The organism is Streptomyces sp. NPDC026246 (genome assembly GCF_055567995.1).
Genome location: NZ_JBVHPJ010000014.1, coordinates 140,011 through 153,585, shown reverse-complemented (window position 1 = coordinate 153,585; position 13,575 = coordinate 140,011). Strand labels below are relative to the sequence as shown.

The 13,575-nt window shown below is 72.7% G+C and carries 12 protein-coding genes; 3 read left to right on the top strand and 9 right to left on the bottom strand.

The annotated features are described in order from the left end of the window. Window positions 1-164: 164 nt before the first annotated feature. The 4 genes from infB to rimP form a co-directional block, all read right to left on the bottom strand. Entirely contained in the window at window positions 165-3,245 is a 3,081-nt protein-coding gene (infB, locus tag ACZ4M5_RS29460) for a translation initiation factor IF-2 (protein ID WP_467741185.1), read from the bottom strand. A 145-nt stretch (window positions 3,246-3,390) separates the two neighbouring features. Further along, entirely contained in the window at window positions 3,391-3,687 is a 297-nt protein-coding gene (locus ACZ4M5_RS29455) for a YlxR family protein (protein WP_467741183.1), read from the bottom strand. Window positions 3,688-3,789: 102 nt separating this feature from the next. Further along, window positions 3,790-4,788: a transcription termination factor NusA gene (nusA, locus tag ACZ4M5_RS29450; RefSeq protein ID WP_467741181.1), complete on the bottom strand. Its 999-nt coding sequence runs from the start codon at window positions 4,786-4,788 to the stop codon at window positions 3,790-3,792. A 2-nt stretch (window positions 4,789-4,790) separates the two neighbouring features. Then, window positions 4,791-5,288: a ribosome maturation factor RimP gene (gene rimP / locus ACZ4M5_RS29445; protein WP_467741179.1), complete on the bottom strand. Its 498-nt coding sequence runs from the start codon at window positions 5,286-5,288 to the stop codon at window positions 4,791-4,793. A gap of 207 nt (window positions 5,289-5,495) precedes the next feature. Here rimP and ACZ4M5_RS29440 point away from each other — a divergent pair, with 207 nt between their 5' ends. Genes ACZ4M5_RS29440 through ACZ4M5_RS29430 form a run of 3 tightly spaced genes read left to right on the top strand, consistent with a single transcriptional unit; the run spans window position 5,496 to window position 7,452 of the window. Continuing rightward, window positions 5,496-6,041, top strand: coding sequence for a hypothetical protein (locus ACZ4M5_RS29440; RefSeq protein ID WP_467741177.1), 546 nt, complete (start codon window positions 5,496-5,498; stop codon window positions 6,039-6,041). Continuing rightward, the gene (locus ACZ4M5_RS29435) at window positions 6,038-6,502 is read left to right on the top strand and encodes a ferritin-like domain-containing protein (protein WP_467741175.1); all 465 of its coding nucleotides are present in this window, start codon (window positions 6,038-6,040) and stop codon (window positions 6,500-6,502) included. The genes ACZ4M5_RS29440 and ACZ4M5_RS29435 overlap by 4 nt, the downstream gene beginning before the upstream one ends. A 47-nt stretch (window positions 6,503-6,549) precedes the next feature. Then, entirely contained in the window at window positions 6,550-7,452 is a 903-nt protein-coding gene (locus ACZ4M5_RS29430) for an aminoglycoside phosphotransferase family protein (protein ID WP_467741173.1), read from the top strand. A gap of 36 nt (window positions 7,453-7,488) precedes the next feature. Here ACZ4M5_RS29430 and ACZ4M5_RS29425 read toward each other — a convergent pair whose 3' ends face one another. From ACZ4M5_RS29425 to ACZ4M5_RS29405, 5 genes are all read right to left on the bottom strand, one after another. After that, window positions 7,489-9,189 carry a proline--tRNA ligase gene (locus ACZ4M5_RS29425; protein ID WP_467741171.1) on the bottom strand — a complete coding sequence of 567 codons (1,701 nt, stop codon included), beginning with the start codon at window positions 9,187-9,189 and terminating at the stop codon, window positions 7,489-7,491. Window positions 9,190-9,296: 107 nt separating this feature from the next. Beyond that, on the bottom strand, window positions 9,297-9,827 hold the full coding sequence (locus ACZ4M5_RS29420) for a GNAT family N-acetyltransferase (protein WP_467741169.1): 531 nt from the start codon (window positions 9,825-9,827) through the stop codon (window positions 9,297-9,299). 89 nt (window positions 9,828-9,916) lie between these two features. Further along, complete coding sequence (locus ACZ4M5_RS29415) at window positions 9,917-10,765, bottom strand: GNAT family N-acetyltransferase (protein WP_467741166.1); 849 nt, start codon at window positions 10,763-10,765, stop codon at window positions 9,917-9,919. 189 nt (window positions 10,766-10,954) lie between these two features. Beyond that, window positions 10,955-12,112: a flavodoxin-dependent (E)-4-hydroxy-3-methylbut-2-enyl-diphosphate synthase gene (gene ispG / locus ACZ4M5_RS29410; protein ID WP_398106283.1), complete on the bottom strand. Its 1,158-nt coding sequence runs from the start codon at window positions 12,110-12,112 to the stop codon at window positions 10,955-10,957. 168 nt (window positions 12,113-12,280) lie between these two features. Further along, on the bottom strand, window positions 12,281-13,573 hold the full coding sequence (locus tag ACZ4M5_RS29405; protein WP_467741266.1) for a M50 family metallopeptidase: 1,293 nt from the start codon (window positions 13,571-13,573) through the stop codon (window positions 12,281-12,283). Between the last annotated feature and the right edge of the window lie 2 nt (window positions 13,574-13,575).

Here is a 13,575-nt window from a genome sequence, read left to right as displayed (position 1 = left end):
GTACGGGATCGGATGGTCCTGCGCTGTCGGGACGGCAGGAACACCAGGAACGTTACCGCGAACGGGCCGGGGGCTCGATCGGGTTTTTCCGGTGCGCACACCGCCCCAACGGCCAGCCGGCCGACGCGGCGGTGCCGCGTCGGCCGGTCAGGACACCGTGGGCGTTACGCCCGCGGCTTCTCGCGCATCTCGTACGTCGCGATGACGTCGTCGACCTTGATGTCGTTGAAGTTGCCGAGGTTGATACCGCCCTCGAACCCTTCGCGGATCTCGGTGACGTCGTCCTTGAAGCGACGCAGGCCCTCGATGTTGAGGTTCTCCGCGACCACCTTGCCGTCGCGGATGAGGCGGGCCTTGGTGTTCCGCTTGACCTCGCCGGAGCGGATGAGAACACCCGCGATGTTGCCCAGCTTGGACGACTTGAAGACCTCGCGGATCTCCGCCGTACCGAGCTCGACCTCTTCGTACTCCGGCTTGAGCATGCCCTTGAGGGCCGCCTCGATCTCCTCGATCGCCTGGTAGATGACCGAGTAGTACCGGACGTCCACGCCCTCGCGCTCCGCCATCTGCTGGGCACGTCCGGCGGCGCGGACGTTGAAGCCGATGACGATGGCGTCCGAGCCCATGGCCAGGTCGATGTCGGACTCCGTGACCGCACCGACACCGCGGTGCAGGACGCGGATGTCGACCTCTTCGCCGACGTCCAGCTGGAGCAGGGAGGACTCCAGGGCCTCGACGGACCCGGAAGCGTCACCCTTGATGATGAGGTTGAGCTGCTGGACCTCGCCGGCCTTGAGCACCTTGTCCAGGTCCTCGAGCGAGACGCGGCGCGTGCGCTTGGCGAAGGCCGCGTTGCGCTCGCGGGCGGCGCGCTTCTCCGCGATCTGACGGGCCGTACGGTCCTCGTCCACCACGATGAAGTTGTCGCCGGCACCCGGGACGTTGGTCAGACCCAGGACCTGCACCGGCGTCGAGGGACCTGCCTCGGCGACGCTGTTGCCGTTGTCGTCGTGCATCGCCCGGACGCGGCCGTACGCGTCGCCGACCACCATGGTGTCGCCGACCCGCAGGGTGCCTCGCTGGACGAGGACCGTCGACACGGCGCCACGGCCGCGGTCGAGGCGGGACTCGATCGAGATGCCCTGCGCGTCCTGGTGCGGGTTGGCCCGCAGGTCGAGCGAGGCGTCCGCCGTGAGGATCACGGCCTCCAGCAGGGAGTCGATGTGCAGACCCTGCTTGGCGGAGATGTCGACGAACATGGTGTCGCCGCCGTACTCCTCGGCCACCAGCCCGTACTCGGTGAGCTGACCGCGCACCTTGGTCGGGTCGGCGCCCTCGACGTCGATCTTGTTGACCGCGACGACGATCGGGACGTCGGCCGCCTTGGCGTGGTTGAGCGCCTCGACCGTCTGCGGCATGACACCGTCGTTGGCCGCGACCACCAGGATCGCGATGTCGGTCGACCTCGCACCACGGGCACGCATGGCGGTGAACGCCTCGTGACCCGGGGTGTCGATGAAGGTGATCTTGCGCTCTTCCTCGTTGACCTCGGTCGCGACCTGATAGGCACCGATGTGCTGGGTGATGCCGCCGGCCTCGCCCGCGATGACGTTCGTCTTGCGGATGGCGTCGAGCAGTCGCGTCTTACCGTGGTCGACGTGACCCATGACGGTCACGACCGGCGGACGGACCACGAGGTCTTCCTCGGTGCCCTCGTCCTCGCCGAACTCCAGGTCGAAGGATTCGAGCAGCTCGCGGTCCTCCTCCTCGGGGCTGACGATCTGAACCGTGTAGTTCATCTCGTCGGCGAGGAGCTGCAGCGTCTCGTCGGAGACGGACTGCGTGGCCGTGACCATCTCGCCGAGGTTCATCATGACCGCGACGAGCGACGCCGGGTTGGCGTTGATCTTCTCGGCGAAGTCGGTGAGCGAGGCACCGCGCGACAGGCGAATGGTCTCGCCGTTGCCGCGAGGCAGCATCACACCGCCGACCGACGGGGCCTGCATGGCCTCGTACTCCTGGCGCCTCTGCCGCTTCGACTTGCGGCCACGACGCGCCGGACCGCCGGGACGGCCGAACGCACCCTGCGTGCCACCACGGCCGCCGGGACCGCCGGGACGGCCACCGAAGCCGGGACGGCCACCGCCGCCGGGACCACCCGGACGACCGGCGAAGCCGCCACCGCCACCGCCGCCACCGGGACGGCCGGCGAAACCGCCGCCGCCACCGCCGGGACGGCCGGCGAAACCGCCGCCACCCGGACGACCGCCGCCGCCACCGGGACGACCGCCGCCGCCGGGACCGCGGCCGCCGGGGCCACCGCCGCCGGGACGCGGGCCGGCAGCCGGACGCTGCGGCATCATGCCGGGGTTCGGACGCGGGCCGCCGGGACCGCCGCCGGGACGCGGACCGCCCTGCGGACGGGGCATGCCGCCCGGGGTCGGACGCGCGCCACCCGGGGCCTGCGGACGGGGACCGCCCGCCGCACCCTGGGGACGGGGACCGCCCTGGCCCTGGCCCTGCGGGCGCGGGGCGCCGCCGGGGGCACCGGGGCCGCCCGGACGCGGGGCGCCGCCGGGACGGGGCGCCTGCGGGCGCGCCATGCCGGTGGAGCCGCCGGAGGTGAAGGGGTTGTTGCCCGGACGGGGACCCGCCGGACGGGCACCGGGACGCGGGGCGCCGCCACCCGGACGCGGAGCGCCGGGACGCTCACCGCGGCCCTGGCCGCCCTGGCCGGAACCGGCCGGACGCGGAGCACCCGGACGCGGCGACTGGCCGGCCGGACGCTGGGCGCCCGGACGCGGGCCGGAGCCCTGGGCCGGAGCGGCGGGGGCCGACGGCGGCGCGGTGAACTCGGGCGCGGCCGGAGCCGGGGACGCCGGGGCGGGCCGCGGCGCGGGCTTCGGGCCCGGGGTGGGACGGGGGCCGGGAGAGGCCGGTGCGGCGGGGGCCGCGGGCTTCTCGGCGGCGGCCGGCTTGGGCGCCGGCGGGCGCGGGGCGGCCGGACGGGCTGCCTGCGCCGGGGAGGGGGCTGCCGGCTTCGCCGGGGCAGCCTTGCGGGCGGGGGCGGACTTGCCGCCGCCGTTGCCCTGCTGGAGGGCGTCCGTCAGTTTGCGTACAACGGGCGCTTCGATGGTCGAAGACGCCGAACGGACGAATTCACCGAGTTCCTGGAGCTTGGCCATGACGACCTTGCTCTCGACACCGAACTCCTTGGCGAGTTCGTAGACCCGGACCTTAGCCACTTCGCTCCTTTGAGGTCCGGGTTGCGTCCGGACCGTCGCTAGTTCATGGGCGTACTCATCGCGTACTCATCGAGTGCTCATCGCAATCTCGACCTGCTTTCGACTCGCGAGGTACCTAGCCGCACGGGGTTCCGTACGGCACGTCTTACGGTGTTGCCTGCTCGGCAACTGTCGTCTGCTCGACGTGGTGGCGCAACGCCTTTGTGTCGAGCGCTCCCGGGGCGCGCAGTGCCCTCGTGAACGCCCGGCGGCGTACCGCCTGGTCGAGACAGACCGTCGCGGGGTGAACGTACGCACCCCGGCCGGGCAGCGTACCGCGATGATCGGGGACGCACTCACCCTCGATCGCCACGATCCGCAGCAGTTCGGCCTTGGCCGCTCGCTCCCGACACCCCACACAGGTGCGTTCAGGGCATGCGCGGGCGCGCGTCCGGCCAGACACTGCTAAGTCTACCTCCCCGTACGCTCCTCACCCCTTTGGGGCAGGATTCGAACAGTTGCCGCGCACAAACCTGTCGTGATCTGAACGGCGCGCGGTCCGGATCTATTCCCCGGAGCCCTCACCGGCCGGTTCGGTGTCCGGCCGGATGTCGATCCGCCAGCCGGTCAGCCGGGCCGCGAGGCGGGCGTTCTGCCCCTCCTTGCCGATGGCCAGGGACAGCTGGTAGTCGGGCACCGTCACCCGGGCCGACCGGGTCGCCATGTCGACGATCTCGACCTTGGAGACGCGGGCCGGGGACAGCGCGTTCCCCACCATCTCGGCCGGGTCCTCCGACCAGTCGACGATGTCGATCTTCTCACCGTTCAGCTCGCCCATCACGTTGCGCACCCGGCCGCCCATGGGGCCGATGCAGGCGCCCTTGGCGTTCAGCCCGGACCGGGTGGACCGCACGGCGATCTTGGTGCGGTGACCGGCCTCACGGGCGATCGCGGCGATCTCGACGGACCCGTCGGCGATCTCCGGCACCTCCAGGGCGAAGAGCTTCTTCACCAGGGCGGGGTGGGTGCGCGACAGCGTCACGGACGGGCCGCGCACGCCCTTGGCCACCCGGACGACGTACGAGCGCAGCCGCATGCCGTGCGGGTAGGTCTCGCCCGGCACCTGCTCCTGCACGGGCAGGATGGCCTCGAGCTTGCCGATGTCGACCAGCACGTTCTTCGGGTCGCGGCCCTGCTGGACCACTCCGGTGACGATGTCGCCCTCGCGGCCGGCGTACTCGCCGAGCGTCGCGTCGTCCTCGGCGTCGCGCAGGCGCTGCAGGATGACCTGCTTGGCCGTGGTGGCGGCGATACGGCCGAAGCCGGACGGGGTGTCGTCGAACTCGCGGGCCTCCTGCCCCTCCTCGAGGTCGTCCGGGTCCTCCTTCGCCCACACGGTCACATGGCCGGTCTCCCGGTCGAGCTGCACGCGCGCGTGGCGACGGCTTCCCTCGGTGCGGTGGTAGGCGATGAGGAGGGCCGACTCGATCGCCTCGACCAGCAGGTCGAAGGAGATCTCCTTCTCCCGAACCAAGCCCCGCAGGGCACTCATGTCGATGTCCACGGCTACGCCTCCTCTTCCTTCTTGTCCTTGCGGCTGAACTCGACCTGCACGCGGGCCCTGACGATCTCGTCGAAGGCGAGCCTGCGTGCGGTGGGCTTGCGGCCCTTGACCCCGGGCACCTCGGTGTCGACGCCCTCGTCGTCGACCGTCAGGATCCTGGCGACCAGCTCGCCGCCCTCGGCCAGCTGGAACCTCACCAGCCGGCCCGTGGCGCGGACGTAGTGCCGGTGTTCCGTGAGGAGGCGCTCCGCGCCCGGGGTGCCGACCTCGAGGGTGTACTCGCCCTCGCCCATCGCGTCGTCCTCGTCGAGCTTCGCCGAGAGCGCGCGGCTCACATCGGCGATCTGGTCCAGGTCCGCACCCGTGTCCGAGTCGACGACGACGCGCAGCACACGCTTCCGGCCGACGGAGTCCACTTCGATCTCTTCGAGATCCAGGCCCTGGGAGGCGACGAGCGGTTCCAGTAGCTCTCGCAGCCTCTCGCTCTGGGTGGTGCTCATCCGGGTGACTCCTCGGCCGCGTGTGCTGTTGTGGGATGGGTCGCGTGTCTGGTCAAAGGGTATCCGGTCGCAGGGAGTGTTGCCGTCCACCCGGTCACGAACGGTGCCGCTGAGTGGTCGGGGGCCGGGGCCCGGGTACCGTGATCACGGGCGTGCCGCCCCGGAAGCCGCTTCTTTCTCGCCACGAGCCCCCTGAGGACGTCTGACGTGCCGTTCCCCTCATCGCCGCGCGCCCGCTCGGGGCCGCCCAGAAGGAGTCTGCTCGCCGCCGCTCCGGCGGCCTTCGCCCTGGCGGGATGCACCGCCGGCTCCGGTGACGGGACCGGTGTCGGCGACGGCACGACGGCCGCCGAGCGGGCCGCACGCGTGCGTGCGGCCCGCGACAGCGAGGAGCTGGCGGCGCGCTACGACGCGGTGATCACCGCCCGCCCGGCGCTCGCGGAGCGGCTGCGGCCGCTGCGTGAGGAGACCGTCCGGCACGCGCGGGCCTTCGGCGGTGGCCGCGGGGCGTCCCCGTCGGCCTCGCCCGCCTCCCCGTCCGCGTCGGCGGCCACGGCGAGCCCCTCCCCCGGTCCCGAGGTGCCCGGCAACGACAAGGACGCCCTGGCCGTGCTGGCGACGGCGGAGCGGGAGCTGGCCGACCGGCGGGCCAAGGCGCTGCTCGGCGTGCCCGGCGAGCTGGCACGGCTGCTGGCGTCCGTGGCCGCCTCGGGGGCGGCGCACGTGTACCTGCTGACGGAGGGCAAGGCGTGAGCGAGGCGGATGACCGCGAGCTGCGGGCGGTGCAGGCGGCGCTGGCGGCCGAGCACGCGGCAGTGTACGGCTACGGCGTCGTGGGCGGGCGGATCGGCGACGACCTGCGCGCGGAGGCGCGGACGGCGTACGACGCGCACCGGTCCCGCCGGGACGCGCTGGTGCGCGAGGTGAGGGACCTGGGGGGCAGGCCGGTGGCCGCGGCGGCCGGTTACGCGCTGCCGTTCCAGGTGCCGGACGCGGCGGCCGCCGTACGGCTGGCCGCGGAGCTGGAGGACCGGGTGGCGGCGGTCTACGCCGATCTGGTGCGCGCGGGGGACGGCGGGCGTCGCGCCCTGGCCGCCGGGGCGCTGCGGGAGGCGGCGGTGCGGGCGGTGCGCTGGCGCGGCGAGAGCGTAGCCTTCCCTGGGCTCGCCGAGCGGGCCGGACAGGCCTCGCCCTCGGCGGCGCCCACGGCGTGACCCGGGAGGGCACGCACCGCCGACAGCAGGAAGGGAACGACTCGCGCATGGTTTTCGAACCGCCGCAGCGTCTGGTCAGGGCGCTCGGCGAGACGGCCCCGGACGGTGACGACTGGCTGGAGAAGCTGCCTGAGGCGGCTCGGCAGGCCGTCGCGCTACGCGAGTTGACCGTGGAACGGGTCCAGCTGCCGGGCGGCCGCAGCAGCCTGGTGGTGCTGGTGCGCACGGCCGACGGCACACCCGCCGTGCTCAAGCTGGCGCCCGGGCGGGCCCGGCCGGAGGCGGAGCGGGCCGCGCTGGCGCACTGGGGCGGGCGGGGCGCGGTCCAGCTGCTCGAACCTCCCCCGTCGGCCGAGGGGGTGCTGCTGCTGGAGCGGCTGCACCCGGACGTGTCGGTGCGGTCGCTGCCGGAGGCGAAGGCGCTGCTGGAGGCCGCGGGGACGCTGCGGCGGCTGTGGGTCGAGGCGCCGGCGGGCTTTCCCTTCGAGACCGTGGCCGAGCGCACCGGGCGGCAGGCCGAGGCGATGCGGGCGCGTGCCCGGGTGGACGCCGACGTGGCCCCGCTGGTCGACACCGCGCTCGCGGCGCGCGAGGAGCTGCTGGCGGCGCCGCCCGAACACCTGCTGCTGCACGGGACGTTCCGGCAGAGCAAGGTGCTGGCCGGGGAGCGGATGCCGTGGCTGGCCGTGGGGCCCGACCCGGTGGTCGGCGAAGGGGCCTTCGACCTGGCCCGGCTGGTCCGCGACCGGGTGGAGGACCTGGTCGCCCAGCCGTCCGGGGCGGCCACGACCCGGCGGCGGGTGAAGCGGCTGGCGGAGTCGCTGGAGGTGGACCAGGACCGGCTGCGCGGCTGGACGCTGTTCCGGGCCGTGGAGTCGGGGGTGCGGGCCGGCCGCGTGGGCCGGCCCCGCGACGCGGAGCTGCTGCTGGAGTTCGCGAGCTGGCTGTGAGCGCCCCGGCCCGGACGCCCACAGCCGCCGCGGGTCCTACGCGGTGAGGCGGGCCACGGCCTCCTCGACCGTGAGCTCCTCGCGCTCGCCGGTGCGGCGGTCCTTCAGCTCGACCACGCCGTCGGCCGCGCGGCGCCCGGCCACCAGGATCTGCGGGACGCCGATCAGCTCGGAGTCGGTGAACTTCACGCCCGGGGAGACGCCGGGGCGGTCGTCGACGAGGACGCGGACACCGGCCGCGGCCAGCTTCCCGGAGATCTCCAGGGCCAGCTCGGTCTGCAGGGCCTTGCCGGCGGCGACCACGTGGACCTCGGCCGGGGCGACCTCGGCGGGCCAGCACAGGCCCTTGTCGTCGGCGCTCTGCTCGGCCAGGGCGGCCACCGCGCGGGAGACGCCGATGCCGTAGGACCCCATGGTGACGCGGACGGGCTTGCCGTTCTGGCCGAGGACGTCGAGCTTGAGGGCGTCGGCGTACTTGCGGCCCAGCTGGAAGATGTGGCCGATCTCGATGGCGCGGTCCAGGACCAGGCCGGTGCCGCACTTGGGGCAGGGGTCGCCCTCCTGCACGACCACGACGTCGACGTACCGGTCGACCTCGAAGTCACGGCCCGCCACGACGTTCTTCGCGTGCGTGCCGGCCTTGTTGGCGCCGGTGATCCAGGCCGTGCCCGGGGCGACGCGCGGGTCGGCGATGTAGGTGACCTTGTCCAGGCCCTGCGGCCCGACGTAGCCGCGGACCAGGTCGGGGCGGGCGGCGAAGTCGGTCTCGGTGACCAGCTCGACGGCGGCGGGGGCGAAGTGGGCCTCGACCTTGTCCAGGTCGACCTCGCGGTCCCCGGGGACGCCCACGGCGACGATCTCGCCGTCGACCTTCACGAGGAGGTTCTTCAGCGTGGCGGAGGCCGGGACGCCGAGGTGGGCGGCGAGGGTCTCGATGGTGGGGGTGTCGGGGGTGGGGATGTCCTCGGCGGCCGGCACGTCCGAGGCGTCGACGGGCTTCAGCTCGTACGTGATCGCCTCGGTGTTGGCGGCGAAGTCGCAGTTCGGGCAGTCGGCGAAGGTGTCCTCGCCGGCCTCGGCCGGGGCGAGGAACTCCTCGGACTTGGAACCGCCCATGGCGCCGGCGGTCGCGGCGCAGATGCGGTAGTCGAGGCCCAGGCGCGCGAAGATCCGCTGGTAGGCCTCGCGGTGCAGGGCGTAGGACTTGGCGAGGCCCTCGTCCTCGGTGTCGAAGGAGTACGAGTCCTTCATCAGGAACTCGCGACCGCGCAGGATGCCGGCGCGGGGGCGGGCCTCGTCACGGTACTTGTTCTGGATCTGGTAGAGGATGACCGGCAGGTCCTTGTAGGAGGACGCCTGGTCCTTCACCAGCAGGGTGAAGATCTCCTCGTGGGTGGGGCCGAGGAGGTAGTCGCCGCCCTTGCGGTCCTGGAGGCGGAACAGCTCGGGGCCGTACTCCTCCCAGCGGCCGGTCGCCTCGTAGGGCTCGCGGGGCAGGATGGCGGGGAGCAGGACCTCCTGGGCGCCGATGGCGTCCATCTCCTCGCGGACGATGCGCTCGACGTTGGCCAGGACGCGCTTGCCGAGCGGCAGCCAGCTCCAGACCCCGGCGGCGGTGCGGCGCACGTACCCGGCGCGCACCAGCAGCTTGTGGCTGAGGACCTCGGCGTCCGCCGGGTCGTCGCGCAACGTCTTCGCCATCAACTGGGACATGCGCTGGACCGGTGCGTTCGCCATGGTTCTTCTGCTCCTGCTGACGTGGGTCCCCCCGCCCGGGCGGGCCCGGGAGCGGGAGAGGGTGATGGCAGGAGGTTAGCCGGGCGGTACGGGGCGGTGGAAATCGGTTAGCGGCGGCGCAGCGGGAGCGGGGCACCCATGACGGCGTACGGCTTGGGTGCGCTCGGGAACAGGACCTGGCGGGCCAGGTCCTCGTAGCCGAGGGAGCGGTACAGGGCGCGGGCGGGGCTGTCGGTGTCGATCGCGGAGAGGATCGAGCGGGGTTCGGCGGCGGCGTCGGTGATCGTGGTGATCAGGGAGCGGCCCAGTCCGCGGTTCTGGTGGGCGGGGTGGACGTGCAGCTCGGTGATGACGAAGGAGTCGTCGAGCCAGTGGTCGTGGCCGTTCGCGCGGAGGTAGGGCTGCACGACCGTGGACCACCAGTGGGTGCGGTCGTTGGGCATGCCGTAGACGAAGCCGACGAGGGCGCCGTCGGCGGTGGCACCCAGGGCGCGGGCGCCGGGGTAGGTCATGTGGCGCAGGACGATCTGGCGGCGGACGGCGACCTCGTCGGGGCCGAGGCCGAAGGCCACGGCTTGGACAGCCAGGGCCTCGTCCACGTGGGCGGACAGGTCGAGGGGGCCGATCACCAGGTCCATGGCGGGGAGCCTACAGGGGGTCGCCGGTCGCCGTCCGGGTGGCTGCGGCACCGCCCGGGCACACCGGTGGGGGCGCCCGGCGGGGCGGGTCAGAACAGCACGCTCATGAAGGCGCCGACCTCTTCGAAGCCCACCCGGCGGTAGGTGCGGCGGGCGGCGGTGTTGAAGTCGTTGACGTAGAGGCTGACGACGGGGGCGACGTCCGCCAGGGCGTAGCGCAGGACGGCGGCCATGCCGGGTGCCGCCCGGCCGGTCCCGCGGTACTCGGGGGCCACCCACACGCCCTGGATCTGGCAGGCGCGGTCCGTCGCGGCGCCGATCTCGGCCTTGAAGATCACCTTGCCGTCCGGGCCGAAGCGGGCGAAGGCGCGGCCGGACCCGACGAGTTCGGCGACGCGGGCCTGGTAGAGGAGGCCGCCGTCGCCGGCCAGCGGGGAGACGCCGACCTCCTCGGTGAACATCGCCACGCACGCCGGCATGATCGTCTCCATCTCGTCCTTGCGGACGCGGCGGACGTACGGGTCGGGCGTGATGTCGGCCGGGAGGCGGTCGGCGACCATGAGGGGCTGGTGGCGGCGGACCTCGCGGGCCGGTCCCCAGTGGGGTTCCAGCAGCCGCCACAGGTCGGCGGTGGCGTCGGCCGGTCCGACGAGGGAGGAGCAGCGGCGGCCGGCCCGGCGGGCGCGGTCGGCGAAGGCGCGGATCGCGCGGGGGGTCGCGCAGATCGGTACGAGGTTGGCGCCGGCGTAGCACAGGGAGGTGAGGACGCCGTCCTCGTACCAGCCCCACATCTCGCCGCCGAGCCGCCACGGGTCGAGTCCGGCGATCTGCACCCGGGACGTCACGAAGGCGTTCGCGACCGGCTCGCGTTCGAGTACGGCGAGCGCGGCGTCCAGGTCGCTCGGTTCGAGGACCCGTGAGGTGGTCTGGGTCAACACGTGCGGGGCCTCACACACTGGGGTCGGCTGTCCCCGCACTATAGCTGCGCTGCTGGGGCGGGGCGTCTCGGGCTCGGGGCTGGTGGTGGCCGGCCGGGCGCGGGACGCCCGCGGCTGGTCGCGCCCGTGCGGCGGAGCCGCGCATCCACCCGGCCCCGCGCCCCTTGCGGGGCGCGGAAGGCCCCGCCCTCAGCCCGCGACCGCCACCGACGGCTCGCCCGAGGTCACGCCGTCCTTCTCCATCTGCTCGGCCAGCTTCATGGCCTCCTCGATGAGGGTCTCCACGATCTTGGACTCGGGGACGGTCTTGATGACCTCGCCCTTGACGAAGATCTGGCCCTTGCCGTTGCCGGAGGCGACGCCGAGGTCGGCCTCGCGGGCCTCGCCGGGGCCGTTGACGACACAGCCCATGACGGCGACGCGCAGCGGGACCTCCATGCCGGTGAGGCCGGCGGTGACCTCTTCGGCCAGCTTGTAGACGTCGACCTGGGCGCGGCCGCAGGACGGGCAGGAGACGATCTCCAGGCCACGCTGCTTGAGGTTCAGGGACTCCAGGATCTGGATGCCGACCTTGACCTCCTCGGCGGGCGGCGCGCTCAGGGACACCCGGATCGTGTCGCCGATGCCCTGGGAGAGCAGGGCGCCGAATGCGACGGCCGACTTGATGGTGCCCTGGAAGGCGGGGCCCGCCTCGGTGACGCCAAGGTGCAGCGGGTAGTCGCACTGCTCGGCGAGCTGCTTGTAGGCCTCGATCATGACGACCGGGTCGTTGTGCTTGACGGAGATCTTGATGTCGCGGAAGTCGTGCTCCTCGAAGAGGGACGCCTCCCACAGGGCCGACTCGACCAGGGCCTCGGGGGTGGCCTTGCCGTACTTCTGCAGCAGGCGACGGTCGAGGGAGCCGGCGTTGACCCCGATGCGGATCGGGGTGCCGTGGTCGCGGGCCGCCTTGGCGATCTCCTTGACCTTGTCGTCGAACTGCTTGATGTTGCCCGGGTTGACGCGGACCGCCGCGCAGCCGGCCTCGATCGCCGCGAAGACGTACTTCGGCTGGAAGTGGATGTCGGCGATGACCGGGATCTGCGACTTGCGGGCGATGGTGGCGAGGGCGTCGGCGTCGTCCTGGGTGGGGCAGGCGACGCGGACGATCTGGCAGCCGGAGGCGGTCAGTTCGGCGATCTGCTGCAGGGTGGCGCCGATGTCGGAGGTGCGGGTCGTGGTCATCGACTGCACGGAGACGGGGGCGTCCCCGCCGACCGCCACGGACCCGACCTGGATCTGCCGGCTCTTGCGGCGCTCGGCGAGCCTGGTCGGAACGGACGGCATGCCGAGAGAAATCGCAGTCATCTGCTGTGCAACCCCAAGTCGTGGATCAAGGTCCGGTCCCGTGAGCAGCGGGCTCCGAGCTTCGAGATTACGGCACGGGCGAGGCCGCGGGCACATCCCACCCGCAGCACCACCCGATGGGGGGCGGCCCGGCCGGGAAACCTCCGGGCCGCCCGGAACTCCGTGCGGCTAGGAGATCCTCACCGGGTTCACCACGTCCGCGATCAGGACGAGGATCGTGAAGCAGATGAAGATCCCCGCGACGACGTACGCGACCGGCATGAGCTTGGCGACGTCGAAGGGGCCCGGGTCGGGGCGGCGCAGCAGCCGGGCGAGGTTGCGGCGCAGCGACTCCCACAGGGCGCCCGCGATGTGGCCGCCGTCGAGCGGCAGCAGCGGCAGCATGTTGAACAGGAACAGGGAGAGGTTGAAGCCGGCGACCAGCATCAGGGCCATGGCCAGCTGCTGGGTGGGCGGGATGTCGAGGGTGAAGATCTCGCCGCCGACGCGGGCCGCGCCGACCACGCCCATCGGGGAGTCGGCCTCGCGTTCGGCGCCGTCGAAGGCCGCGTTCCACAGGGCCGGGATCTTGCCGGGGAGGGCGGCGAGGGAGTCGACGGCCTCGCCGATCCGGTCGCCCATCCAGGTCACGGACTGGCCGAAGTCCTGTTTGACCACGCCGGTGGCGGCGCTGAAGCCGAGGAAGCCGGCCTGGACGTACTCGCCCTCGACGATCCGGCCGCCGGAGTCCTTCTTGGCGACCTGGTTGGTGGCGATCTCCGCGTGGAGGGTGACCTCACGGCCGTCCCGCTCGACGACGATCGGCACCTCCTTGCCGGGGTTGGCGCGGATCAGGTCGGACAGCTCGTTCCACTCGTCGGTGCGGGTGCCGGCGAAGGAGACGATCTTGTCGCCCGCTTTGAGGCCCGCGGCGGCGGCCGGGGCGGCCGGGTCGCCCTTCTCGCACTTGTCGCGGTTCTCGCTCTGGGCGATGACGCACTGGGAGACGGAGCTGACGGTGGTGGTCTGCTGGCTGATGCCGAAGCCCATCAGGACGGTGAGGAACAGCACCACCGCCAGGATCAGGTTCATGAAAGGCCCGGCGAACATCACGATCACGCGCTTCCACGGGGCGCGCGTGTAGAACATCCGCTTCTCGTCGCCCGGCTGCAGCTCCTCGTAGGCGGCGGAGCGGGCGTCCTCGATCATGCCGCGCCACGGGGAGGTGGAGCGTGACTCCAGGCGGCCGTCGGGGCCGGGCGGGAACATGCCGATCATGCGGATGTAGCCGCCGAACGGGATGGCCTTGACGCCGTACTCGGTCTCGCCCTTCCTGCGGGAGAAGAGCGTCGGGCCGAAGCCGACCATGTACTGCGGCACGCGGATGCCGAAGAGCTTGGCGGTGGACAGGTGCCCCAGCTCGTGCCACGCGATCGAGAACAGCAGGCCGACCGCGAAGAGGACTATGCCGAGGATGAACATCA

Bases quoted from the DNA above. Each gene is read 5' to 3' on its own strand.
- rimP (WP_467741179.1), bottom strand. From the start codon at position 5,288: ATGAGCACCACCCAGAGCGAGAGGCTGCGAGAGCTACTGGAACCGCTC.
- ACZ4M5_RS29430 (WP_467741173.1), top strand. From the start codon at position 6,550: ATGGTTTTCGAACCGCCGCAGCGTCTGGTCAGGGCGCTCGGCGAGACG.
- ACZ4M5_RS29425 (WP_467741171.1), bottom strand. From the start codon at position 9,189: ATGGCGAACGCACCGGTCCAGCGCATGTCCCAGTTGATGGCGAAGACG.
- ACZ4M5_RS29420 (WP_467741169.1), bottom strand. From the start codon at position 9,827: ATGGACCTGGTGATCGGCCCCCTCGACCTGTCCGCCCACGTGGACGAG.
- ispG (WP_398106283.1), bottom strand. From the start codon at position 12,112: ATGACTGCGATTTCTCTCGGCATGCCGTCCGTTCCGACCAGGCTCGCC.
- ACZ4M5_RS29405 (WP_467741266.1), bottom strand. From the start codon at position 13,573: ATGTTCATCCTCGGCATAGTCCTCTTCGCGGTCGGCCTGCTGTTCTCG.